Origin of the sequence: Tuberibacillus calidus DSM 17572 (assembly GCF_000430685.1) — a bacterium.
GTDB classification, from domain to species: Bacteria; Bacillota; Bacilli; order Bacillales; family Sporolactobacillaceae; genus Tuberibacillus; species Tuberibacillus calidus.
The window spans coordinates 112,470-137,270 of the sequence record NZ_AUMM01000004.1 but is presented as its reverse complement, the minus strand read 5'-3'; the positions used below and the strand labels follow the sequence as shown (position 1 = coordinate 137,270).

At 45.4% G+C, this 24,801-nt stretch carries 26 protein-coding genes; all 26 read right to left on the bottom strand.

Annotation, left to right across the window (positions count from 1 at the left end; genetic code table 11):
* Positions 1 to 7: 7 nt before the first annotated feature.
* Positions 8 to 991, bottom strand: a complete 984-nt coding sequence (locus tag H532_RS0101725) for an ABC transporter ATP-binding protein (RefSeq protein WP_027724031.1) — start codon at positions 989 to 991, stop codon at positions 8 to 10.
* Positions 954 to 1,961: an ABC transporter ATP-binding protein gene (locus H532_RS0101720; RefSeq protein WP_027724030.1), complete on the bottom strand. Its 1,008-nt coding sequence runs from the start codon at positions 1,959 to 1,961 to the stop codon at positions 954 to 956. The genes H532_RS0101725 and H532_RS0101720 overlap by 38 nt, the downstream gene beginning before the upstream one ends.
* Before the next feature lie 6 nt (positions 1,962 to 1,967).
* Positions 1,968 to 3,506, bottom strand: coding sequence for a glutathione ABC transporter substrate-binding protein (locus H532_RS0101715; RefSeq protein ID WP_027724029.1), 1,539 nt, complete (start codon positions 3,504 to 3,506; stop codon positions 1,968 to 1,970).
* Between the two features lie 40 nt (positions 3,507 to 3,546).
* Positions 3,547 to 4,413: an ABC transporter permease gene (locus H532_RS0101710; protein ID WP_038111312.1), complete on the bottom strand. Its 867-nt coding sequence runs from the start codon at positions 4,411 to 4,413 to the stop codon at positions 3,547 to 3,549.
* A 59-nt stretch (positions 4,414 to 4,472) separates the two neighbouring features.
* Complete coding sequence (nikB, locus tag H532_RS0101705; RefSeq protein ID WP_027724027.1) at positions 4,473 to 5,414, bottom strand: nickel ABC transporter permease; 942 nt, start codon at positions 5,412 to 5,414, stop codon at positions 4,473 to 4,475.
* Positions 5,415 to 5,655: 241 nt separating this feature from the next.
* Positions 5,656 to 6,105, bottom strand: a complete 450-nt coding sequence (locus tag H532_RS0101700; RefSeq protein ID WP_027724026.1) for an Lrp/AsnC family transcriptional regulator — start codon at positions 6,103 to 6,105, stop codon at positions 5,656 to 5,658.
* 349 nt (positions 6,106 to 6,454) lie between these two features.
* Positions 6,455 to 7,342, bottom strand: a complete 888-nt coding sequence (locus H532_RS0101695; protein WP_027724025.1) for a DUF1028 domain-containing protein — start codon at positions 7,340 to 7,342, stop codon at positions 6,455 to 6,457.
* Positions 7,343 to 8,503: 1,161 nt separating this feature from the next.
* A complete protein-coding gene (gene spoIIQ, locus H532_RS17575) occupies positions 8,504 to 9,331 on the bottom strand; it encodes a stage II sporulation protein SpoIIQ (protein WP_038111284.1) in 828 nt (275 codons plus the stop codon).
* 174 nt (positions 9,332 to 9,505) lie between these two features.
* Positions 9,506 to 10,486: a stage II sporulation protein D gene (gene spoIID / locus H532_RS0101675; RefSeq protein WP_027724022.1), complete on the bottom strand. Its 981-nt coding sequence runs from the start codon at positions 10,484 to 10,486 to the stop codon at positions 9,506 to 9,508.
* Between the two features lie 329 nt (positions 10,487 to 10,815).
* Positions 10,816 to 12,138, bottom strand: a complete 1,323-nt coding sequence (murA, locus tag H532_RS0101670) for a UDP-N-acetylglucosamine 1-carboxyvinyltransferase (protein WP_027724021.1) — start codon at positions 12,136 to 12,138, stop codon at positions 10,816 to 10,818.
* A 90-nt stretch (positions 12,139 to 12,228) separates the two neighbouring features.
* Positions 12,229 to 12,972, bottom strand: a complete 744-nt coding sequence (locus H532_RS0101665; protein WP_027724020.1) for a YwmB family TATA-box binding protein — start codon at positions 12,970 to 12,972, stop codon at positions 12,229 to 12,231.
* Between the two features lie 92 nt (positions 12,973 to 13,064).
* Positions 13,065 to 13,292: a DUF1146 family protein gene (locus H532_RS0101660; protein WP_027724019.1), complete on the bottom strand. Its 228-nt coding sequence runs from the start codon at positions 13,290 to 13,292 to the stop codon at positions 13,065 to 13,067.
* A gap of 286 nt (positions 13,293 to 13,578) precedes the next feature.
* Entirely contained in the window at positions 13,579 to 13,980 is a 402-nt protein-coding gene (locus tag H532_RS0101655) for a F0F1 ATP synthase subunit epsilon (protein WP_027724018.1), read from the bottom strand.
* Positions 13,981 to 14,012: 32 nt separating this feature from the next.
* Positions 14,013 to 15,434 carry a F0F1 ATP synthase subunit beta gene (gene atpD / locus H532_RS0101650; protein ID WP_027724017.1) on the bottom strand — a complete coding sequence of 474 codons (1,422 nt, stop codon included), beginning with the start codon at positions 15,432 to 15,434 and terminating at the stop codon, positions 14,013 to 14,015.
* Positions 15,435 to 15,499: 65 nt separating this feature from the next.
* Positions 15,500 to 16,363 carry an ATP synthase F1 subunit gamma gene (atpG, locus tag H532_RS0101645; RefSeq protein WP_027724016.1) on the bottom strand — a complete coding sequence of 288 codons (864 nt, stop codon included), beginning with the start codon at positions 16,361 to 16,363 and terminating at the stop codon, positions 15,500 to 15,502.
* Positions 16,364 to 16,421: 58 nt separating this feature from the next.
* On the bottom strand, positions 16,422 to 17,930 hold the full coding sequence (atpA, locus tag H532_RS0101640; RefSeq protein ID WP_027724015.1) for a F0F1 ATP synthase subunit alpha: 1,509 nt from the start codon (positions 17,928 to 17,930) through the stop codon (positions 16,422 to 16,424).
* 13 nt (positions 17,931 to 17,943) lie between these two features.
* On the bottom strand, positions 17,944 to 18,483 hold the full coding sequence (locus tag H532_RS0101635) for a F0F1 ATP synthase subunit delta (RefSeq protein ID WP_027724014.1): 540 nt from the start codon (positions 18,481 to 18,483) through the stop codon (positions 17,944 to 17,946).
* The gene (atpF, locus tag H532_RS0101630) at positions 18,480 to 18,968 is read right to left on the bottom strand and encodes a F0F1 ATP synthase subunit B (protein ID WP_027724013.1); all 489 of its coding nucleotides are present in this window, start codon (positions 18,966 to 18,968) and stop codon (positions 18,480 to 18,482) included. Before atpF ends, H532_RS0101635 begins: the two co-directional genes overlap by 4 nt.
* A 207-nt stretch (positions 18,969 to 19,175) precedes the next feature.
* Positions 19,176 to 19,406 (bottom strand): F0F1 ATP synthase subunit C, encoded by a 231-nt coding sequence (gene atpE / locus H532_RS0101625; protein WP_027724012.1) that lies wholly within the window; start codon positions 19,404 to 19,406, stop codon positions 19,176 to 19,178.
* Positions 19,407 to 19,435: 29 nt separating this feature from the next.
* A complete protein-coding gene (gene atpB, locus H532_RS0101620; RefSeq protein WP_027724011.1) occupies positions 19,436 to 20,164 on the bottom strand; it encodes a F0F1 ATP synthase subunit A in 729 nt (242 codons plus the stop codon).
* Positions 20,142 to 20,561, bottom strand: a complete 420-nt coding sequence (locus tag H532_RS17570) for an ATP synthase subunit I (protein WP_038111281.1) — start codon at positions 20,559 to 20,561, stop codon at positions 20,142 to 20,144. The genes atpB and H532_RS17570 overlap by 23 nt, the downstream gene beginning before the upstream one ends.
* A 6-nt stretch (positions 20,562 to 20,567) precedes the next feature.
* Positions 20,568 to 20,786: an AtpZ/AtpI family protein gene (locus tag H532_RS0101610; protein WP_027724010.1), complete on the bottom strand. Its 219-nt coding sequence runs from the start codon at positions 20,784 to 20,786 to the stop codon at positions 20,568 to 20,570.
* Positions 20,787 to 21,180: 394 nt separating this feature from the next.
* Positions 21,181 to 21,810, bottom strand: a complete 630-nt coding sequence (gene upp, locus H532_RS0101605; protein ID WP_027724009.1) for a uracil phosphoribosyltransferase — start codon at positions 21,808 to 21,810, stop codon at positions 21,181 to 21,183.
* 155 nt (positions 21,811 to 21,965) lie between these two features.
* The gene (locus H532_RS0101600) at positions 21,966 to 23,207 is read right to left on the bottom strand and encodes a serine hydroxymethyltransferase (RefSeq protein WP_027724008.1); all 1,242 of its coding nucleotides are present in this window, start codon (positions 23,205 to 23,207) and stop codon (positions 21,966 to 21,968) included.
* A 79-nt stretch (positions 23,208 to 23,286) separates the two neighbouring features.
* Complete coding sequence (locus tag H532_RS0101595) at positions 23,287 to 23,859, bottom strand: TIGR01440 family protein (protein ID WP_027724007.1); 573 nt, start codon at positions 23,857 to 23,859, stop codon at positions 23,287 to 23,289.
* 152 nt (positions 23,860 to 24,011) lie between these two features.
* The gene (locus H532_RS0101590; protein WP_245566384.1) at positions 24,012 to 24,602 is read right to left on the bottom strand and encodes a low molecular weight protein arginine phosphatase; all 591 of its coding nucleotides are present in this window, start codon (positions 24,600 to 24,602) and stop codon (positions 24,012 to 24,014) included.
* Positions 24,603 to 24,801 lie beyond the last annotated feature (199 nt).

Genomic DNA, 24,801 nt, shown 5'->3' with positions numbered 1-24,801 from the left:
TCCACACTTATGCAAAATGGCAGGCCACATGATGTCCAGGTTTGACTTCACGGTATTCCGGCACTTTCCGAGCGCAAATCTCTTGCGCCAACGGGCAGCGGGTATGGAAACGGCAACCGCTAGGAGGATTTGCGGGGCTTGGAATTTCACCTTGAAGTTTAATTCTTTCACGATCTTTGCGGATTTCCGGGCGAGGGATTGACGATAATAGCGCTTGTGTATAAGGATGTAGTGGATTTGAAAAAATCTCCTCAACACTACCTAGCTCACACATACTCCCCAAATACATGACTAAAACCCGATCACTAATATGTTTTACAACACCTAAATCGTGAGATATAAAGAGATAGGTTAATTCGTAATCTTTTTGTAATCTCTTCAATAGATTGATGACTTGTGCCTGTACGGAGACATCAAGTGCTGAGACCGCTTCATCACAAACGATGAATGATGGGTTTAGGGTTAAAGCCCGAGCAATACCAACACGTTGTCTTTGCCCTCCACTAAATTCGTGGGGAAAACGGTAATAATGTTCCTTCTTTAAGCCGACCTCAACCAACAAATCCGAGACTCTTTTCTTTCTCTCCGAAGCGGATAAATTCGTATGAATGATAAGTGCTTCTTCGATGGCTGGGCCAATGCGTTGGCGGGGGTCCAGTGACGCAAAAGGGTCTTGGAAGATCATTTGCATTTCTTTTCTAAGAGGTTTAAGTTGGGAAGCCCGGTAATGTGTGATATCTTGTCCTTTAAAAACTAATTGGCCATCCGTAAGCGGTTCAAGTCCCAAAATTACCCTGCCTAAAGTTGACTTACCACAACCTGATTCGCCAACTACTCCCAACGTCTCCTTTGGATAGATTTGCAATGAAACGCCATCAACCGCCTTAACTTGACCTTTTGTTGTACGAAGTAATCCACCTTTAATCGGATAATATTTTTTGACATTTGTCACTTCAAAGAGCGTCTCTTTGGCTGTTAATGTTGTCGTCACTCACTTGCCCCCCTTTTAACCAACACCGAACCTTATGATTACCTATCATAGTCATTGATGGGTGTTGAAGCTTACATTTTTCTGTAGCAAAAGGACAACGCGGATGAAAACGGCATCCTTCAATTTTTTCATTAAGACTGGGCATGGAACCAGGTATCGCTGTAAGTTCTTCTTGTTCTCTATCGACATTTGGAACAGAGGCTAATAGCCCTTGTGTATAAGGATGCTGAGGGTCATTAAAAATCGTTTCCACATCGCCTTCTTCCACAACCTCACCGGCATACATGACGATGACGCGGTCGGCGACTTCAGCAACGACACCCATATCATGTGTGATCATAATGACACTCGTATTAAATTTCTGTTTTAATTCATTTAATAAATCCAGTATTTGTGCTTGAATGGTGACGTCAAGGGCGGTTGTTGGTTCATCAGCAATGAGAATTTTGGGTTCACAGGCAAGAGCTATGGCAATCATCACCCTCTGCCGCATGCCGCCGCTCAATTCATGTGGGTATTGTTTCATTCGTCTTTCTGGTTCCGAAATACCTACTTGTTTCAAAAGTTCCACCGCTTTTTTGGCTGCTACCGTTTTGTTTAAATTTTGGTGAATACGGAGAGGTTCACATAATTGAAACCCAATTGTAAAAACCGGGTTTAATGCCGTCATCGGTTCTTGAAAGATCATCGAAATATCATTGCCGCGAATTTTTTGAATCTCATCTTGGCGAAGTTTCACCAAGTCTTTTCCATCAAACCAAATCTCGCCGTTTGCAATTCGTCCATTAGCAGGTAAAAGCCCCATTATGGAAAGTGCACTGATACTTTTTCCACAGCCCGATTCCCCAACGACACAGACGGTTTCACCCTTTTTTAAATTAAAAGAAATACCACGGACGGCTGAAAGATACCCTTCAGCCGTCTTGAACTGGACTTCTAAATCTTTTACCCGGAGCACTTCCTCAGCCATTAAAATCTACTCCTTATAAACCGGATACAATGACCATTCCCCTGTCGGATCAATATTTAGTCCTTTGACATTATCGCGATAGGCTAATGTGACGACACCATGATTCATGACAATCCACGGAGCGTCTTTAATGGCCATTTTATTGGCTTCATCCAATTTCTTTTTTCGTACTTTTTGATCTACTGTAAATCTGGATTCATTGACAAGTTTGTCGAATTCAGGATTGTTATAGGCCGTGACGTTTGATGCCCCAATATTGTCGCTATGCAAGTTAGGATAAAGCAGCTCACTACCATCGGCTGTACTATTACTCCAACCGAGGAATGTAATATCAAATTTATCCTGTTTGGATACATCCAAGAATGTGCCCCACTCCATCGTTTGCATGTCGACTTTCAAACCAACTTTTTTCAGCTGGTCCTGAACGATTTCACCCATTTTCATGTAACCGGGCGTATTGGCAACAAGCATATGAATCGTCATGCCTTCCCAACCGTTTTCTTTTAGAATTTGTTTCGCTTTTTCCGGATTATATTCATATCCGACTTTTTCCGCTGACGGGTCGTACCCAAAAACTTTTGGTCCGATAATGCTATTCGATTTTGTCCCGAGCCCGTTCAATTGTTTCACGTAGGCATCACGATCAATGGCGTAGGCAATCGCTTGGCGGAATTTCAGCTCACTAAACGGTTTGTGACGAACATTGAAACCAAGGTACGAAACAGGTGTCCCTGTTTTTTTCAATGTTTTAACACCTGCCATCCCTTGGACACGTGACCATTGTTCCGCCGGTATGCCATCCAGAAAATCAACATCACCGGTTTGAAGCATCGAGATAGCCGTATTGACATCAGGAACGACTTTAAAGGTCACTTTATCGAGTTTCGGTGCACCTTTCCAATAGTTCGGGTTTTTCACTAAGGTAATGTGATCCCCTGCTACCCATTCTTTTAACATAAAGGGGCCTGTACCAACTGGCTTTTTCATAAGATCTTGCTTTTTATCAGCAGTCGGGCTAACAATTGAAGAATTATAGTGAGCGAGGGCTGCCAACATTGGGCCGTATGGTTGTTTCGTTTTTATGACAACGGTATAATCATCTTTTACTGTTATGGTATCCACCGCTGCCAAAAGAGACGCCCGCGGTGCCCCTGTTTTGGGATCACGCAGTTTGTCAAAAGTGTATTTGACAGCTTCCGCATTGAAAGGCGTACCGTCGGTAAACTTAATATTCTTTCTTAAATGAATCACCCATGTTTTGGGATCGGGGTTTTCATAAGATTCAGCGAGATTCGGTTTTATTTCCATTGTGTCTGGATCTTTGACAAATAGCGTTTCGTAGATTTGCGTAATAACGTTGGCAGAAACAGAATCGTTGGTCATAATCGGCGACAAACCGACGACTTTGGATGTCGAAGCATAGGTGATTTCTTGCGGAGTGTTCGATTTCCCACTGCTTTTACCTGAGCTAGATTCGGATGATTGGTTACTGCATCCTGTTAATACAAGGCCAATGAAAAACAATACACTTAATACTAACCCCATGACCTTTTTACTTTTCTTCAAGGTGTTATCTTCCTTTCTTTTATAATTGATCAATATTCATATTAGGATCGAGAACATCGCGAAGGGCATCGCCGACGACATTAAAGGCAAATACGACTAACGCAATGGCAATACCTGGAATAATGACTAAATGCGGTGCTTGCCACATATATTGTTGACCATTTGATATCATGGCTCCCCATTCTGGGGTAGCCGGGTCGGCACCTAAACCAAGATAACTTAATGAAGATGTTGATAGAATCGCGGTCGCCATATGCATCGCCCCAAAAACGATGATAGGTGCCAATGAATTAGGTAAAATATGTTTAAATATTATCCTTAAGTGTCCCGCACCAAGAGATCTCATGGCGGTGATATATTCTTGTTTTTTTACGGTCAACACGTTGCCCCGGACAATTCTCGCACAGGATGGAACCGACCAAATGCTGATCGCAATGACAACATTCACAAGGCTTGACCCGAGAATCGCAACGATGAGAAGTGCAAGAAGTATCCCCGGAAAAGCAAACATTAAGTCAGAAATCCTCATAATGATCCCATCCAAAACTCGGAAATACCCCGCTAAAAGACCTAAAATGGTGCCAGCAATCGTTCCTAGTGAGACCGAGGTAAAACCGATAATGAGTGAGATCCTAGCGCCGTAGATTAATCTGCTCCACATATCCCGTCCGTAATTGTCTGTTCCAAGCCAGTGGTGTTCCGAGCCGATCGGAAGGTTAACATGGCTTAAATCCTGCGCGGTTGGGTCATAGGCTGTTAACCAATTTGCTCCGACAGCTAAAATAATTTGAATTAAAATGATGGCAAAACCGACAAGAGCCAATGGTTGTTTAAATAAAACCTTGATACCTTTTAAAAAGTAATTTCGATTTAGTTGATTTTCCATTTCCTTTACTATCTCTTGGCCGGCGGCATCAAGCGACATGTCGTTCTACCTCCCTTCCATTAGTCATAATTGATTCGAGGGTCAATAAGGGCATAAACGATATCAACCAGCAAATTAATAACGACAAAGATCGTCGCAATGAGTAAGACGCCGCCTTGAACCATCGGAAAATCCCGGGCTGAAATGGATTCAATCATGAGTCTTCCAACACCATTTATTGCGAAAACCTGTTCAGTAATGATCGTTCCTCCAAGGAGACCCCCAAAGTTTAAACCAATTACAGTTACCACAGGGATCATCGCATTTCTTAAACAGTGCACCCAAATGACGGCGCGTTCTTTTACTCCTTTTGCCCGTGCAGTTCGAACAAAATCCGCACGAATAATCTCTAACATGGCCGAACGTGTCATGCGAGCGGTCATTGCTGCTGAACCCGTTCCGAGGGTAATCGCAGGTAATATAATTTCCTTGAAGCCTTGCGGGGTCCAGAATGGTGCATGCAAACCTCCGACCGGAAGCCATTTAAGGTGAACAGCAAAAATAAGAATAAATATAGCCCCTAACCAGAAATGCGGTACAGATATGCCGCCAAGTGATACGGTTGTACTAAATACATCAAGCCAGGAGTTTCTTTTTAATGCTGAAATGATCCCAAGCGGTATACCAATCAAAATGGATACAATGACACTGGCGACTGCCAAATTGACAGTATTCGGCAACCGGATCCAGATTTCCTCGGCGACGGATCGATTCGTTTGGAAGGATATCCCAAGATCGCCATGCAGGAGTCCATTTAAGTAATCCAAATATTGAATGATGATCGGGCGGTCCAATCCGAGACGTTCCCGAATCTGAATAATATCTGTTTTTGTGGCTGTTGGCCCGCCAATAATGCTCGCCGGGTCCCCCGGGGCAATATGCATGGCCATAAACACGATAAAAGTTATGCCGATTAAAAGAAACACAAGCTGAACCATTCGGCGAATAATCATCGCAAACATTTCATCACCTCCACTCAACTAAACTCATAAAACCTTCTTTATGTAAAAAATGAGGGTAGTTAACTTACGTTTAGGAACCAAATATCGATATTTGATTTACAAAAGAAGGTTTAATTATAGTTTGAAATTATAGATTATTAACCCTATAAAGTCAACGGCTAATTTAAAAATTTTTTAGTAATTATCTTTTGCTGATTTTTGGAAAAGAAAAAAACACTGCATCGAACATGCAGTGTGGTGGTTAAATTTTAAGGCCATTTCGACTTTTAAATCGTCTAAGGAGTATATGACTTTCCACTCGGGTAATCCCTTTTAGCTTATAAATTTCCTCATTTATAAACTGTTCCAACTGTTCAAAGTCCTCGAATAGCACGTGCATATGAAGCGTACTTGGTCCGGTCATTTGGTAACAACTAACGACAGAAGGGTGATTAACCAATGTCTCCGCTACAGGAACAAGATATTGCGGTTCGCAATCCACCTCAAAAAAAGCAGAAACTTTTTTGCCTGCTGCTTCCGAATTGATGACCACGCTAAACTTTTCAATGATCCCCTTCTCAATCAGTTGGTTGACCCGTTCCCGTATGGCCACCCTCGATAGGTTAAGTTTTTTCCCAATATCCGCATAAGACATCCTGCCATTTTCAATCAGACAATCCAGAATCCTTTTATCGATATCATCGATTTTAATAACTACCACCCCTTTTTCTATATGTAAAGGGCTCTTACGGAAAAGCTCTGCTAATGCGACGTTAACGTAAACATATAAAAAAGTCAATATATTATTACAAAGGGCAAACGTATTGTCGAGTTGGTAAGGGGTTGGTTTCGCCAAGCGGAAGATCATGGCAAGCGATGGTTAAAGTTGAAATGACAAGTGGCAACCTGACTTTATAAAAATAAAGGGCTTGGTGTGAGCCCTTTTAATATTTTCTATTCGCATCAGGCACGTTCTATAGGCGCCGTTACCTTCTGCTAAAGCGCATCGCAATTTCCTGTTCGTATGGTGGGCCTGTCCATAGCTGGGGATAGCCACACGCTCAAGCCGACGGCATTTTTCTTAGGAAGTGAACAACGGCCATATCGATTTGTCCCCGTGGCTGTTCGCGCTCCTCGAAATTTTCCGTGTGGAAAAAGGTGGTGAGCGCTTTGTAGAAGGCATCATCGGTCAGCGTTTTCGTTCCGTCCTTGATAAAACCGGTGCGAGTGAGTTCGCGGACGAGCTCTTCCTTTAATTCACTCGTGATCGGGACAATGTCTTCTGCTTTTGGTGGAGAAAAATAAAGTTGTTGCAGCTTGTAAATCCGCTCAAGCTCCTTTATCGGGTCAGGATGATCATCGACTCGGAGATCAATAGCGCGATCATTATAGCCGCCGTACCCGCCTTTTTCGCGGACGACTAAAAGGGCAGCGGATTGCCGGCCGCGCCGGTCGCCGCCAGCATTTTGACCCGCATCAAGCGCCTTAATAAGCCGCTCGGCAAGGGTGCCGGTTGCCTCCTGGAAGGTGTGAGCCATTGCTTGCACGGTTTCTTCACCGACTAGAATATTGCCTTGTGCCGCAAAGTTAGGGCCGGTCACTCCCCCTGCCCATTCGTAGCAGTCTTTTCCTGTATATGATGCGGATCCACCTTTGGCATCCACGATACCCACTTGCCGCATGTCGCGATCTGGATCGTCTTTAATCAGCATGTTCAGTACTTCTTCGGCGCTATAGCCCTTCTCTAAAAGCGCTAATCCGTCCGGACCGTATGCCGTGTTGGCCATGGATTGAGTGGCGATGGCACCGACTCCGGCTTTAGCAAACGGAACGACTGCGCCAACCGCTAAAAATTTTGATTGAACAGCAACCCCCCACTCCTGGGCAGCGGGGTCATAACCAACGATGGAAAAAGTTGCAATGATATCCTTTGGTTCTTTAGCCGTCACGTCATTCCCTCCCTAATGTGTTCATCATTTATGTTTTCGATGCCGGGGAGGGGTTTTCCTTTTTTCTCTAACTCTTAGACTTGTTTTGCGGAATTGACTGGACACAAATCAAACCGAACAATTCCTTGCGCTCATCATCGAAGGTGATTGGGTTTACCAATTTTCTCATTTGTAATTACTGAGCCAGATTCATATAAAACGCACCTTTGTAGAATGGAGAATCAGTTTTGCTTAAAAAACTTTATTTTGAAACGAAGGCACATAAAATGTCTATCAGATAAGCATTCTAATTGGAAACCTTTTATATTTTTCTACAAAAAATAGGAGGATTTTTGCGATTTATGTCGAATATAGGAAATTAGAAAAAGTCATGATGCCAGAGTCGGCAACAATTCCACTGGAAATCGACCTCGACTGTCAACCCTTAGACTCCCAACCTTTCTTACTCCTGTGTTCATACTTCAGGCGAAAAAAGCTTTTGGAATATCTATTTCCAGCTGAGCTATGCATCGGGTGGATACAGGTTATAACGGAACTGAGGAAGTTGAACAAATTCCTTTTCCTTCTTCTACTTATAAGTCAACCTTTACTCCCAAAACAACATTCTCTGATGTCCACCTTGATGGCAAAACTCACCCCAAAAGCTATTTTTTAGCCACAGGCAGTGATCGGGACGTGTCTCACAACCTGTCTACGGCTTCGTTTGTCCCGTAAAAAATATTTACTGCAATCCCCAAAATAGAGAAAGTCATTTCTAAAGCATCCTTTCTGTACATGCCTTTTATAGGCCCTCAACACCCATTTTGGTCAACCGGCCAACCCGCCTACATACTCCTCTGGCGGGGCTCTTTTTTTGTGTTTGATTAGCCGCGTCTTGAAAATCTGATTGCTGCGCGACGTTTCGGCCGCCATTGAACCGAAGGATGTAGTGATTCTACTTTTTTGCGGAACGCTTTCGCGTGTCGAGAACCTTAAAAAGTCGCGCAAAGGCGGCTGAGCCCCTTAACCGTGCCTGGATTCTCCTAACATTTGATTGCCGAGCGACATTTAGGTCGGCCACCAGAAAAAATTTTATCTTTCATTCCAACACAAAGAAAAAAACCATCGACGTCATTTGTTTTGTCGATGGCATAGAAAACTTCGAACGTTGGTTTTACAGACTTAACTGTGGCTTGCGTCGGTTTGGTCGCCTTGATCGGTTGACGTGCTGCTTTCCTCAGGGGAAGGCGTGTTTTCCTTTACGTTTGATTCGCTGTCATTGTTGTTTTGTTTGTCCACGCTCGTTTTTTCGGTTGCCTTGTTAACATCATCAAGGCTAGCCAACCCTTTTTGGAAGTAATCGGTCGGATTAACAGCCACACCGTCTTTGCGAATTTCAAAATGCAAATGCGGTCCGAGGTCTGTCATCAGTTTTTCCGTACCGGCCGTACCAATCACATCACCTTGAGTGACGGTTTGCCCTTCTTCAACGGCGATGGATGCCAGGCTTTGATAAATGGTGTGAACACCGTCTTTATGCTCGATATCAACGAAGTAACCAAGCAGATCATCTTTTTGCGCTTTGACAACTTTACCGCTCATTGATGCCATGACATCAAAACTTTTGTTGTCGCTCTTAACGATGCAAATTCCTTTGTTCGGCACAAAAGTATTATCATAATTTAGAAGAGCGGCAGCCTGTTCAGTGGCATCCGCATTAACGTCATAAAACGGGACGGCCACTTTAACGGCATTTTTATCAGCAACCGGCCATTTAAATACTTCTTTGGCACTGTTAACAGGAATGGCCTCATTTTTGCCCTGATGAAGTGCCGTTTGGCCTTTTTCTTTGTGCTGGTTGTCCGACATGCTGTGCTGAATCCATAATGAACCGATCATGACGACAGCAGCAGCACAGAGATATACAGCCGGGTAAAACCAACGTTTTTTGGTAAGCTTCCGCAATTTGCTGATTTGTTCCTCTTGCGGAGTCATCTTTTTATCTGACATTTGCATCACCTCAGAAATCATTCTGAACAGATTTCCGAGGATCTATACTTATATTTTTAAAAAACATATTATTTTTCGTTAATTTATTTTAAAAAATACATTGGAATGTGTTTTAATGCAACCGCCCCAACAATACTTCTTATGCTTTGGACATTATCCGGTGAGCCCTACACTTTACTTAATAAAATCCGAAAGCTTGGAAAGGGTCACGCCGCGGTAATAGTATTTCAAAATGTCTTCGCAGCTTTTGCCTTCCTTAGCCATGCCGTTGGCGCCGTACTGGCTCATGCCGATGCCGTGGCCGTAGCCTTTGGTGGTGATCTTCACTTTGCTGCCGATGCGTTCCATTTTGAAGTCGGCAGAGTACAGATTCAATTCTTCACGGATTTCGCGACCGGTGAAAACGATGCCTCCGATTTTAAATTCGGCCACACGCTTACCCGGCGTGCGCGATAGAATGGTGCCGACCGTCCCATTTTGTCTCGGCAAGTGCACCCCTAACTTTTCCTCGATTTCTGTAACAGGTTTTTCTACTGTCCGTAAAAATTTAGGAGAAGACTTATCCCACGTGCTTTTCACGGATTTTAAATATGGCACCGGTTTCTGCCAATAGGCTTCGGCGTTTTCAGTATAGCCGTTGCTTGTTGAAAAAAATGATGGTGAGATCAAGTCACCTTTATAAGTCAGCACTAATCCAGCCGTTTGGTCAACGGCCTCCGTGATTTTTTTCATTTTTGCATTGTATGTAGAGCCCCAGGCTTTCTTAAGCTCGGCTCGGCTTTCATACACTTGATCATCCGGGGTATCCGTGACGGCGTCATCGGCTCCGGCAGTCATCATAAAACGGGCGATGTAGGTGCGCGCCGCGATCGCTTGCGCTTTTAATGCCTCCAGCTCGAATTTGGCGGGCATTTCACTGGCGACAACGCCAATCAAGTAATCCCTTAATCCGACATGAGTCACTTTCTTGGTAGCATGCCTCATGACGGGTATGGCGATGTTGGGATCGTGTTGAATTTGGCTTTTTTTCGATTTCGCTAAAACCTTCGTCGTCTCCGGATTTTTGTGCTCGGAAAACGGAAGGACAATAAGGGCAGGAATCACAATGGCCACTGCGACGAATAGAGCAATTAAAACGAGGATGGAACGTTTCATGATGAGGTCCTCCATTTTGTCCTTTTTATAAAACATATGGGATTGGACAAGCTGGTAGAACCTTTTTATGGTTAAATGAAATTTTTATAAAAGAATGTTATTTAAAATTGTTCTTTTTGGATGTCTGTTTTCATAAAAATGGTTTAGAGAATCGCATGAGCGGCCGCAGAGCATAGTGCACCGTGTGATATCGGTCAGTAAAAATACGGTGTGTCATCGCGGTAGACGACAGTGGAGGACGCCTAAGCCTTATAAAAATACAGCTGGTTGTAAAACAGAGGAATATAAGAAAAAGAAGCCGGACGGCGGCTCCTTTTTATCAATATCCATTAAGCGAATTTCGGTTTCATGTTAAGTTTTGGTGCTTTTGATGCAGTAACCAGTTCGGTTTCTTCCATGTCTACGCGCTCGATGTCGGCGCCAAGTGCGCGGAGTTTGCCGGCGAAGTCCACATAACCACGGTCAATATGCTTTAACCCCGTGACTTTGGTTGTGCCATTTGCGACTAAACCGGCGATGACTAGTGCCGCACCTGCACGCAGATCGGTGGCTACCACTTCAGCCCCCTGAAGTTTGCACGGACCGCTAATTATGGCCGAGCGGCCTTCAATTTTAATATCAGCGTTCATGCGGCGGAATTCTTCCACGTGCATGAAGCGATTTTCAAAAACCGTTTCCGTGATGACCGCCGTCCCTTTCGCCTTTAATAAAAGGGCCATCATTTGCGATTGCAAATCGGTCGGAAACCCGGGATGCGGCATCGTTTTGATGTCGGCCGGGCGAATAATGTCTGGACCGATCACTCGGATTCCGTTTAACTCCGGTTCAACGATAACCCCCATCTCCGTCAGTTTGGCGATCAGGGGACGAAGGTGGTCAGCGACCGCATTTTCAACGAGAACATTTCCTCCCGTTATCGCAGCGGCGATCATATAAGTGCCGGCTTCAATTCGGTCGGGGATGATTTCATGGGTGGCTCCTTTTAATTGTTTCACACCGGTAATATGAATCGTACTCGTACCGGCACCTTTTACTTTCGCCCCCATGGCATTTAAGAAATTGGCTAGGTCAACGATTTCGGGTTCGCGAGCACAGTTTTCAATCAACGTCTCACCATTCGCTAAAACCGCGGCCATCATAATGTTTTCAGTGGCACCAACGCTTGGGAAATCAAGGTAAATATTTGCCCCTTTTAATTCGCCGTCGACTTTAGCCTCGATAAAACCGTTCCCGATATTGACCTTTGCTCCCATCGCTTCAAAGCCTTTAAGATGTTGATCAATGGGCCTTGAACCAATGGCACAACCCCCCGGAAGTGCGATGCGCGCATGCCCAACACGCGCGAGGAGCGGGCCCATGACGACAAAAGAGGCGCGCATTTTTCTCACATATTCAAAAGGCGCTTCCGTGTTTAGTGCAGCTTGTGCGTTCACCGTTATGACGTTATCCTCAAATTCCACATCGGCTTTCAAGTGCCGCAGGACTTCGTTGATCGTATATACATCCGCCAAAGCGGGAACATTATAAATTTTACTTATCCCTTTATTTGCCAAGATTGATGCGGCAATGACAGGCAATACGGCGTTCTTTGCTCCGTCAACGCGAACGGTTCCGCTTAACCGTTTACCGCCTCGGACAATGATTTTTTCCAATATATTCCCCTCCGCGTCCATTTTCTTTATGCTGTTTTATCTCTTTTTAAGCGGCTTAGACCACGGGCATTTGCCCAACCGTACACTTTATTAGTATTCAATCGTGATTATGGGTGTGCCAATTGTCACTGTAGTCCCTTGATCAACGGATCTAAGGCCCACTTGTAGATTCATTTTCCGTCCATTGGTTTGAATGGAGTCTTTCCAATGATTAGTATATGCTGATACAGATTCAAACGTTTTTTCCTCGACCTTTTCAATCACTTTGGCATGAAAACGGGAGAGGATTTCACTTGCTTTTTTTGAAACCACAATGTCTATTTTATCACTGTAAAAACCTTGAGCACAAGCGAATATTTTCCCATTTTCTTGGAACAATACATCCAGTCTGTGGTTAAGTTTCGGGGAAAATTGTGCCCACTCTTTTTGACCCCAGGACGACCCAACGAGTTCATAAATTATATACGTGACCCAAGTGTCTTTGAGGGGGTAGGAAAACAAAATGATGTGTTCTTCGCCGTGGAAATTTGGCAATTTATTGACGGCGGAAATTTCCATTCGACCGTTCGCCGTTTTGAGACCAGACCAGTTGAAGGAAGGAAAAGTCTTTTGTAAGCTTTTGGCCTTTTTGATGAAGTCTTGCGGTGACTGAACGGTCATTTTGTGGCGGGAATACAGTGACCATTTTTGCACATGAGCGCCTTCTTCTTGTAAGGCTTGAACAAGTTGCGGAACCTTTTCGGTTGGGGAAGATAAGGCCATTGCCTGTGACCGTGCCAATGCGCCAAGAAATAACAACATAATGAAAATCATGGCATAAAACGTTCTTTTCATATGACTCCTCTCCTTATTTACAGTTTTACCTGTATGAAGAGGGTCATACGTGGAACTTTACGCTAAAAATCGACACTGCCGCCGCGAAATATTCAAAAATACGGTAATTCCATTGAACGGTTGAAGTAATTAATAAAAAATTGACCAACGAGGTAACTTATGGCAATGGCGATGAGGAGCATAAACACTTTGGCACGCGGGCTGTTGGGATTTTTTAATATGACATCAAACTTTACCGATTGCATCGCCCACCAAGTAAGGATCAAGGAAAGAATATGTATGAACAAATACAAAGCGGCATAAGCACCAAAGCTTGACACAACCCATTCCTCCTCATTCAGTGTAAGCCCTTAGGCCGTTCGTCGCCTGAACTAAAAATTCAATTAGGTTTATTGTAACATAATTGCGCTGTTAAAATTAAAGTAATTTTGTGAGCTTTTCATGGGAAGACAAAAACGTGTTCAATAGCGGGAAACTTTATCACTTCGTTCATAAGGAAAACTTGCCGCTGCCAAGCTTTTTGGGTGAAGGCAAGGGCTTAGTGGCTATCTTTTCTTTACAGTATAACAAAAACAAAAACCACGGACGGGCCGTGGTTTTCGTTTATTATAACGAGGCGACGTGCAAGCGGTTTTCAGCGCGCTTAAGGTCGTTTAAAACCGCTTTATATTCAGGGGAATCTTCGGTGAGACTAGCAAGTTTGGCTTCAGCTTCTGCCTTGGCCCGTTCTGCGCGTGCCACATCGATGTCAACTTTTCGTTCCGCAGATTCCGTTAGGATCGTGACACTGTCGCGGCGGATTTCGACAAAACCACCGCTGACTGCCACGTATTCATCCGATTCCAAATGTTTTAATTTAACCGCGGAAATTTTCAACGGTGCGACAAGCGGCATGTGGTTCGGCAAAATGCCCATGTCCCCGGAGGTTGCCCGGACACTCACCATATGAACGTCGCCCTCATAAACTTTTCCGTTTGGTGTCACAATACTTGCAAAAAGTGTGTTCATTTAGCAACCCTCCTTGGGTAGCATCCCGCGCATTACGCGTTTTGTTCCATTTTTTTGGCTTTTTCAACGACTTCCTCAATGCGGCCGACAAGGCGGAAGGCATCTTCCGGAAGATCGTCGTATTTGCCTTCGAGGATTTCTTTAAATCCGCGTACCGTTTCTTTAACTGGCACGTAAGAACCAGGTTGGCCAGTAAATTGTTCTGCCACGTGGAAGTTCTGTGATAAGAAGAACTGAATGCGGCGCGCGCGGTGAACGACGAGTTTGTCTTCGTCAGAAAGTTCATCCATACCAAGGATAGCAATGATGTCTTGCAATTCTTTATAGCGCTGCAGCGTTTCTTGAACGCGGCGGGCGACATTATAGTGTTCTTCGCCAACGATTTCCGGTGCTAAGGCACGGGATGTGGAAGCGAGCGGATCCACGGCTGGATAAATCCCGATTTGGGTTAAACCGCGGTCAAGGTTCGTCGTCGCATCCAAGTGCGCAAAGGTCGTCGCCGGAGCCGGGTCGGTATAGTCGTCGGCAGGCACGTATACTGCTTGAATGGAGGTAACGGAACCTTTTTTCGTTGAGGTGATCCGTTCTTGCAGTTTACCCATTTCCGTCGCCAACGTCGGTTGGTAACCAACGGCCGATGGAATGCGGCCGAGAAGCGCGGAAACTTCGGAACCGGCTTGTGTGAAACGGAAAATGTTGTCGATGAAGAGCAGCACGTCTTGACCTTCTTCATCACGGAAATATTCCGCCATGGTCAGACCGGTTAAAGCAACACGCATCCGGGCACCCGGCGGTTCGTTCATTTGTCCGAACACCATCGCCGTTTTACTGATAACGCCGGACTCCTTCATTTCAAAATAAAGGTCGTTACCTTCACGGGTGCGTTCACCAACGCCAGCAAATACAGAAATACCACCGTGTTCTTGTGCAATGTTGTGAATCAATTCTTGAATCAAGACGGTTTTACCTACACCAGCACCACCGAAAAGACCGATTTTACCACCTTTTACGTATGGAGCGAGAAGGTCGATAACTTTAATCCCTGTTTCAAGGATTTCCGTTTTCGTTGTTAACTCATCGAATTTTGGCGGATCTCTGTGGATGGAATCACGGCGAACTTCAGGTCCGAGTTCAGGCTTGAGATCAATGGGTTCACCAAGAACGTTAAAAACGCGCCCCAGTGTTTCCGGACCAACGGGAACAGAGATCGGTGCCCCTGTATCCACGACTTCCATGTCGCGTACGACGCCGTCGGTAGAAGCCATGGCGATCGTCCGAACCGTATCATTTCCAAGGTGAAGCGCAACTTCAAGGGTGAGGTCAACGCTCGCTTCACTGTCGGATTGGGCTTCGTATTTGATTTTTAACGCGTTATTCAATTCAGGGAGGTGGCCGTGTTCAAATTTAACGTCAACGACCGGACCCATGACTTGAATGACTTTGCCCTTATTCATGTCATTTCCCTCCTAACGAAATAGCTTGAGCACGTGGTCAATTTTAACCACACCGTACGTTCAATTTATTGCAAGGCGTTGGCACCGCCGACAATTTCACTAATTTCTTGCGTGATCGCCGCTTGACGCGCGCGGTTATATTGCAGCGTATAGCGTTCGATCATTTCGCTGGCGTTGTCCGTTGAGTTCTTCATGGCCGTCATGCGGGCAGCGTGTTCCGCTGCTTTGGCATCGAGCAAGGCACCGTAAATGTACCCCTCGATATATTGCGGCAGAAGGGTTTCCAACACTTCATTTTCGGACGGTTCATACTCATAATAGGTTTTATGATCCCCGCCTGATTCAACATCGGTGAGCGGTAAAAGTTGAACCGTGCGAACTTGTTGGGAGATGGCGCTCACAAAGTGAGTATAGATGATGTGAAGCTCATCAATTTCTTGGTTTTCAAACAGCCTGACCGCATCTTTTGCTAATGCCTTAATGGATTCAAAAGACGGTTGATCCGGTATACCGACAGCCTGTGAGGAAACGGGCATTTGACGTTTTTCAAAATATCTTTGCGCCATACGCCCGACGACCAAGCCCGTATAATCGTCTTTGGACTGGTTCTTATCTTTGATCAGAGCCTCCAAGGCTTTAAAAACGTTGTTGTTATAGGCGCCGGCCAACCCCCGTTCACCGGCGATGACGATATAGCCGACTTTTTTGACCGGCCGTGTTTCCAACATAGGATGACGAAGGCTGCCTTTGTTACCAGATGCGATATGGGCGACAACGCTTCTTAGCTTATTCATATACTCCTGATAAGCTTCGGCTTGAAGCTGGGAGCGGTTGAGGTTAGCCGCCGCTACCATATGCATGGCATTGGTGATTTGGCGGGTTTTTTTCGTTGCATTAATTTTGGATTTAAGGTCACGCAAAGAGGCCAAGAGTCGTTCACCACCTTTTTAAGAGGTCAGCCACCGCTTGGCGGTGTCTGACCCGCGATTATTCCGATACGGCGAAAGTTTTCTTAAAGGCTTTTATGGCCGCGTCGAATGCTTCTTCATCCGGAAGTTGTTTCGTTTCACGGATTCCGTCCAGAATATCTTTATGATTTTGATTCATATAATTTAGGAAATCTTTTTCAAAGCGGCGGATGTCTTCCACCGGAATATCGTCCAGATAGCCATTATTTAAGGCGAACAGAATGGCCACTTGGTTTTCAACGGGATATGGATCGTGAAGGTTTTGTTTTAACACTTCAACCGTACGTTGACCGCGGGCGAGTTTCGCTTGCGTGGCTTTATCCAAATCCGAGCCGAATTGGCTGAACGCTTCAAGTTCGCGGTAGGAAGCGAGATCCGTCCGCAGACGGCCGCCGACTTTGCTCATCGCCTTGATTTGCGCGGCCCCGCCAACCCGAGAGACAGATGTCCCGGCATCGACAGCCGGACGTACGCCGGAGTAGAACAGATCGCTTTCAAGGAAAATTTGTCCGTCCGTAATCGAAATAACGTTTGTTGGAATATAGGCGGAAATATCGCCGGCTTGGGTTTCAATGATCGGCAGAGCCGTCATCGATCCGCCGCCTAAAGCATCGCTCAGTTTGGCTGCGCGTTCCAACAAGCGTGAGTGCAGATAAAAGACGTCACCAGGATACGCTTCACGGCCCGGCGGACGGCGGAGCAACAAGGACAATTCACGGTAAGCGGCAGCTTGTTTGGAAAGGTCATCATAAATGATCAAAACGTGTTTGCCGTTATACATGAAATATTCGCCCATGCTTGCACCGGCATATGGCGCTAAATAAAGAAGCGGAGCCGGTTCTGAAGCACCAGCGGAGACAACGATCGTTTTATCTAATACACCGTTTTCGCGGAGCGTTTCCACGACGCCAGCAACGGTTGATTCTTTTTGGCCGATGGCAACATAGATGCTGATGACATCTTCATTTTTTTGATTAATAATGGTGTCGATCGCAATCGATGTTTTACCGGTCTGACGGTCGCCAATGATCAATTCACGCTGACCTCGGCCGATCGGAATCATGGAGTCAATCGCTTTAATACCAGTTTGCAGCGGTTCATGAACGGATTTCCGATCCATGACGCCTGGTGCCCGGCTTTCGATTGGACGTGTTTTCGTCGTGTTAATCGGACCTTTTCCATCAATCGGTTGACCGAGCGGGTTGACAACGCGTCCGAGCAATTCCTCACCGACCGGCACTTCCATGATGCGGCCCGTCCGCTTGACTTCATCGCCTTCGTGAATACCAGTATATGGGCCGAGGATGACGATCCCGACGTTGTTTTCTTCAAGGTTTTGTGCAAGACCCATGATCCCGTTTTGGAATTCAACGAGCTCGCCGGCCATGACATTATCCAGACCATGGGCACGAGCAATCCCGTCACCGACTTCGACAACCGTACCGACATCGGTTACTTTAATGACGGCATCATAGTTCTCAATTTGTTGTTTTATTAGAGAGCTAATTTCTTCAGCTTTAATGCTCACGTCATTTTCACCCCTATCTGCTAGCTTTTAACGCTTGAGAGAAACGGTTCAGTTTCCCGGCGAGCGTTCCGTCATAGAGACGGTTACCGATCTTTATGAGCACGCCGCCGATGACATTTGGGTCAACTTGGGCGCGAACACGTAGTTGTTTCCCCAAATGGCTGCTGACAGCGTGAACCAGCTTATCTTCCTCTTCTTTCGTGAGAGGCTGTGCTGTTGTCACCGTCATTTCAACGATGCCGCGGGCTTCATCGGCAATCGCGGTGAATGCATCTTTCAGATCTAATAAAATGGTTTCCCGGCCGCGGTCGACAATGACTTTCAGCAAATTCAGCACTTCTTGGCTGACGTCTTCTTTAAAAATAGACGCTAAAAGCGCTTTCTTCTTTTCCTTACTAACTCGCGGATGGGTTAAAACTTTCCTTAAGTCATCGCTTTCCAACAAGGCTTGATGCACCGTCTCAAGGCCGCGTTCGGTTTGGTCAGCGGTCCCACGAGACTGGACAACATCGAAAAGCGCTTCGGCATAACGCTTCGCTGCGGCTTCACTCATAGACGATCCCCTACCTGTTTGATAAAGGCATCCAGTTCTTTTTCGTGATCCGCTTTTTTCACTTCGCGTTCGAGAACCTTAGATGCAAGTAGCATGGACAGTTCAGCCACTTCGTCGCGAAGGGAGGCAATAGCTTTTGCCTTTTCATTATTGATCTCAAGCTTTGCTTCTTCTATCATTCGATCGGCACGAGCCTTCGCTTGGTTGATAATTTCCTGAGCTTGGGCTTCGGCGCGTTTTTTCTCGTTTTCAATAATAAGATGTGCTTCTTCGCGCGTTTTCTTCAATTCCTCTTGCTGCTTAGCGAGCAATTCGCGCGCTTCCTTTTGGCTTTGTTCTGCCTCGTTTAATTGTTGATCAATGTGGTCTTGACGCTTTTTCATCATGTCCGTGACAGGACCGATGGCAATCTTTGTGACAATGATCATTAATACAAGGAAAACGACGAGTTGGAATAAAATCGTACCTAAATGGAATTCCAGCACCCTTGGTCACTCCCTTCATCAAAAAGCTTTGGCGCCTTCATTTTGGGGACATAAGAATATGGTAAATTTCACATAATTCATTGGAACGATTGTGAATCGCAGGATAATAGCTTTAAGAATCATCTATAGCTGCAGCAACAATCATTCATAATGTCGGTCTTTTCAGAATAGAAGGCGGGACTTTTTTCCCGCCAATCGACTTTTTGTTTAACCGCCGATGACTCCGAAGAGGACTAAGAGGCCGAAAGCGATTGAAATGATTGGCAAAGCTTCAACAAGACCCAGAGCAACCATCGACTGACCAAAGAGTGTACCGCGCGCTTCAGGTTGACGCGCAATTCCTTCAAGATAGCGACTGAAAAGCACACCGTTACCAATACCTGCTGCAAGAGCACCAAATGCGATCATAATACCGCCTGCTAAAATAGCTAAATTCATCTTTGTAAATCCTCCCTTAAGTAAATCAATTAATGTTCATCTGCAATTTTTTGTGAAATATAAACCATTGCCAAAACGGTGAATATATAAGCTTGGATGGCACCGACAAAGAGTGAGAAGCCGAGCCAAGCGCCGAGCGGAAGCCAAGTGATGTATTTTGCCCCTTCAGCCAAAATAAGGATTAAGACTTCACCGGCAAAAATGTTCGCCCAAAGCCGCGCGGCATGTGTTGTCGGTTTTGCGAGTTCATCGATGATATGAAGCGGCAACATCCAGGCGTAAGGTTGAACATAATGTTTTAAGTAGGTCTTCGGTCCCTTAAAGAACCCGGCTAGGTGAGCGTAGATCGTGATAGCAAAGGCCATGGCAACCGTGACGTTGATGTCAGAGGTTGGTGATTTAAACCAAGACACTTCTGCTTTTTCCGGCAGTCCAAGCCATGGAATCGAATGATGGGCTTCGGACGTGATCATGACGATGACGCCGAGTTCATTAGCAATAAAAATAAAAAGAAAAGTCGTCACCGCAAAACCAAGGTATCTGGCTGCTTTTTTGTGATCGAGCATCATGTTCGTGATCCCTTGAATGAATTCAATGACCATTTCCATGATGTTTTGCATCCCCCGTGGGCGCAAGTCACGACGTCGGGTTGCAGCCAGGACGATGATCAGCACTAAAATAGCCGTCACAAGAGTCCCGATCATGACTGTCACATCAAATGTCAAGCCCAGGAACTTAATTTTCGGGGTGATTTCCAAGCATATTCCTCCCTTCCCGCAGCATTTTTTCTTTCTTTACATAGAAGCACGAGGCGGGTACTAGCATGGCATAACAGAGCGGTATGCCTAACATGAGGGTGCGGAAATCGATCCATTGCGGAAAGCGATAGGCCAAGATGATTGCAAAGGCTATCATTAATACTCGATTGAAAAAACCGAGGCCCGCTCGCCGCGTCGAACCACTTATAACCAGCATACCAGCAATTTGTACGCGCCGTGCTAAATAAAGAACATTGTAGAGACTGATCGCCCCGCCGAGGATAAAACCAGCGACTAAGGACTTGGCAGGAACTAAAAACCATAGAAGGATTGAAATAAGTAAAATGCAGCTTGTCAGGCTGAGGATGATGCGGCGTAACCAAGTCAACTCGTTCATCTTGACTCAGTCCTTTATAAAAGATCTCAATGTAAAAAGTGCGCTAGCAATGCCGACAGCCATGCCAGCAAAAATCCCGATGATTAAACACACGGGCTCTGTAGAAAACGTGCGGTCAAGATAACGTCCTAGATAGACGCCGCCTATTATAAAAGCCGCAATTTCGACACCGAGCGTGCCCATTAGACCGAGCATCCGCGCCGGATTGTCTGTGTTCTTTTTCACAAATTACCCCTCCCTAAAATTGCTCCCGAAGCAATCTCTTTTTTGTTTTCCAAAAAGAGAGATGGCTTGGAAGCCGGGAAGTTCATCGGGTAAATTTCCAATTTTCAACACTTTTCGCAATGAAAGCCCTATAATAGTCCTCGTCCCTTGAAATCTTACCAATCGGCACCGGGCTTGTCAATGTAAAACAAGTGAAAAAGTATTAGTAAGTCACATCACCTATTTTAACTGATGACAGAAGGCTCGACGCTTGATAAATGTGACGTTTTTTTGAACGTAAACCGCAGGAATGATCCATGGATTTGTTGTTCTCTGATGCAGACGCTATTACGTTATTAATCTTGCCGCCTTAGATCCCTGAAGAAAGTCTCCTGAGGCGGCAATCCTACCTTCCTCACTTCGTCCCAAACAACCTGTCACCCGCATCACCCAGGCCGGGAACAATGTAGCCTTTTTCATTGAGTTTTTCATCCAAAGCGGCGAGATAAATATCCACATCGGGATGGTCGGTTTGGATCCTTTGGACGCCCTCTGGCGCAGCAATGAGGCACATAAGTTTAATGTTTAATGCGCCTCGCTCTTTTAAGAGAGTAAGGGCCGCAGAAGCTGAACCACCTGTTGCAAGCATCGGATCGACGACAATTAAATCACGTTCATGAATGTCGGATGGCATTTTAAAATAGTATTCAACGGGTTTCAGCGTTTTAGGATCACGATATAAACCGATATGGCCGACTTTGGCGACGGGTATAAGTTTTAAAATACCGTCGACCATTCCTAACCCCGCACGCAGAATCGGGACGATGCCGAGTTTCTTGCCAGATAGTTGATAAGCCTTTGCCTCAGCCACCGGGGTTTTAATTTGGATTTCTTCCAATTGGAGGTCTCTCGTGATCTCAAATGCCATGAGCGTCGCGACTTCATCCACCAATTCTCTGAATTCTTTTGTGCCTGTTCGGTAGTCTCTTATATATGTTAATTTATGCTGAATCAGCGGATGATCCAGAACTTTAACTTGGCCCATGTAAAACCTCTCCTTTTATGATCAATTCCAAAAAGCTCTCCCGTGAAATTGTACAGAAAAACCATGTCCAATACAAGACCGCAGGATGCTAAGCAAGCATTAAATTTTCCCTTTGGTGAATCACGCAAAAAAGACCGCCGGTAGCGGTCATTCACTTAAAATTTTGGATATAACGGAAAACGCGCCGTTAAGGCCTGAACGCGTTCGCGCACTTCGTTTAGTTTTGGCTCGTTTTCAACATTTTTTAGCACAGCAGCGATTAAATCGGCGACTTCTTTCATATCGTCTTCCTTAAAACCACGGGTGGTGACCGCCGCTGTTCCCATCCGAACGCCGCTTGTGACAAACGGGCTTTCCGGGTCGAACGGGATTGTATTTTTATTGGTTGTAATGCCAACTTCATCCAGCGCCTTCTCGGCAGCCTTGCCGGTTAACGAAAGGTTGCGAACATCCAGTAACAATAAATGATTGTCCGTTCCGCCGGTTACTAAATTCAAGCCGGCTTCACTCAAGCCATTGGCTAAAGCTTTAGCATTGGCAACGATTTGTTTGGCGTAGTCTTTAAAAGCTGGATCCAGTGCTTCACCTAAAGCAACGGCCTTAGCCGCAATGATGTGCATGAGCGGGCCGCCCTGGATGCCTGGGAAGACGGATTTGTCAATTTTCTTTGCGTACTGCTCTTTACATAAAATCATGCCGCCACGAGGACCGCGCAATGTTTTATGTGTGGTCGTGGTCACAAAATCCGCATATGGGACAGGATTCGGATGGAGCCCAGCCGCAACGAGACCTGCGATGTGCGCCATATCAACCATCAGGTAAGCGCCTACTTCATCCGCAATTTCACGGAATTTGGCGAAGTCAATTTCCCTCGGATAAGCGCTTGCTCCCGCAACAATCAGCTTTGGCCGATGCGCTTTGGCTTTTTCTAATACCGCATCATAGTTAATTTGATGCGTTTCCGGATCCACACCATAGTCGACAAAACGATACAGCACGCCGCTGAAGTTCACAGGGCTGCCGTGTGTAAGATGGCCGCCGTGAGAGAGATTCATCCCGAGCACGGTGTCACCAGGCTCTAAAACGGTGTAGTAAACCGCCATATTTGCCTGCGCACCAGAGTGGGGTTGAACATTCACGTGTTCGGCATTAAACAAGGCTTTTGCTCGTTCCCTTGCTAAATTTTCAACAATGTCAACATATTCACAGCCCCCGTAATAACGGCGACCGGGGTAGCCCTCTGCATATTTGTTCGTCAATACAGACCCGGCTGCTTCCAAAACGGCTTCGCTGACAAAGTTTTCAGAGGCAATGAGTTCAATTTTTTGACGTTGCCGATTGAGTTCTTTTTCAATAGCGGCGTAGACTTCAGGATCTTTAGCTCGAATGGTTTCCATGATCGTCACATCCTCTCCATACTCCAGTTTATCCTATCCCGGACGTATTGCAAGTTTCTTTCGGTCTGTTTCTCTTTCTTTAACACCTTTGAATATTTTCTTTCTCCGGATAGACGGCTCGCTCACCGCCGATGAGTTTAGGTCTTGTCCTTGCGATCGTGACATGGGCATGTCCGATTTCCGTCACTTCACAACGCACAGGAACGACAACGGGTTTAAGATGCATGCCGATAAAGGTATCGCCAATGTCGATGCCACAATCCGCTTTAATCGATTCGACAACGACTGGATTTTCCATTTTACAATAGGCATAAGTGGCCATTGCCCCTCCTGCTGACCTGACAGGGATCACCGTCACCCTTTCGAGGCCGCGTTCCTTGGCTAACTGTTCATCAACGACAAGCGCTCGATTAAGATGCTCGCAGCATTGAAAAGCGTAATGTACCCCCGTTTTTTCCTGAAAAGCAAGGAGCGCATCATATATGGCTTTGGCAACTTCGACAGTGCCGGCTGAACCGATGTGCTTGCCGATCACTTCACTCGTACTGGTTCCGACAACGAGAATATGTTCTTTGGATAACGGCATCGCCTCATTTAAGGCATTCAATACAGCGGTTACCTGTTCTGAAATATGATCCAGTGGTTCATCCATTTTCATTAATCCTTTCTCTTAAAAAAACTTGGCTGTGAGAAGCTCTTGGAGAAAAGGCAGAGCTTTCGCTTCCTTTATCCTATCCCGAAAAAAGATATACCTTCGTAACGATAATATAAAAAATCACTCGTTTCGTCATTTCCCGGGAAAAGTTAGACATGTTTCCGCAAAAAACGAAGTAAATACTCTTCAATTTCCTGACAAACTTTTTCATATGTTTCTTCTGAGGCACCAAATGGGTCGGCGATGTCCAGATCCAATTCCTTTTTCTCTAATTTGTGCAGCTTTTCTAAGGCTATCTGAACTTCGTATTCTTTTTCTTTAAGGGCCGCCTCTGGTTCGCCGTTTTCTTTTGCCTTGTCATATAGCACTCGCTTCATTTCATAATCCGCAACAGCTTCCTGCCATTCTTCCCGTTTTTTTTCATCCTGTGCCGCTTCTTTAAGGGTCATAATCGCTTCGATTTTTTCGGGGTATTGTTGAATCAGTGCCGCTTTATGGCCCTGGGTCATCGTCAAAATCAAATCGGCCCAATTCACGAGTTCTGGCGTTACCTTTTGCGAATGATGTTGAATCGGGATCCCTCTTTTTTCTAAAACCGTTTTCACGTGAGGGTACGCATCTTGCCCATCCACTGCATACAGCCCTGCCGATTTGACTTCAAATTGTTCAGACGCCATATCTTTTAATAAAGCCTCGGCCATCGGACTTCGACAAGTATTGCCCGTACAAACAAAAAGCACCTTCTTCAATCGCTCACCCCCAAAAATTATGTATCGGTGTTTTTATTATATGCGATTTTAAGCATGACACCCTTCGAAACAGCTATGATCGGCGACCTTTCTCGCTTCTCGTGATTAGAAATCACCACGACACCTTTTGAAATCACTGTCACCAATAAAACATTTTTCGTAAGAGTGCAGATTTTTTGCATCTCCATTA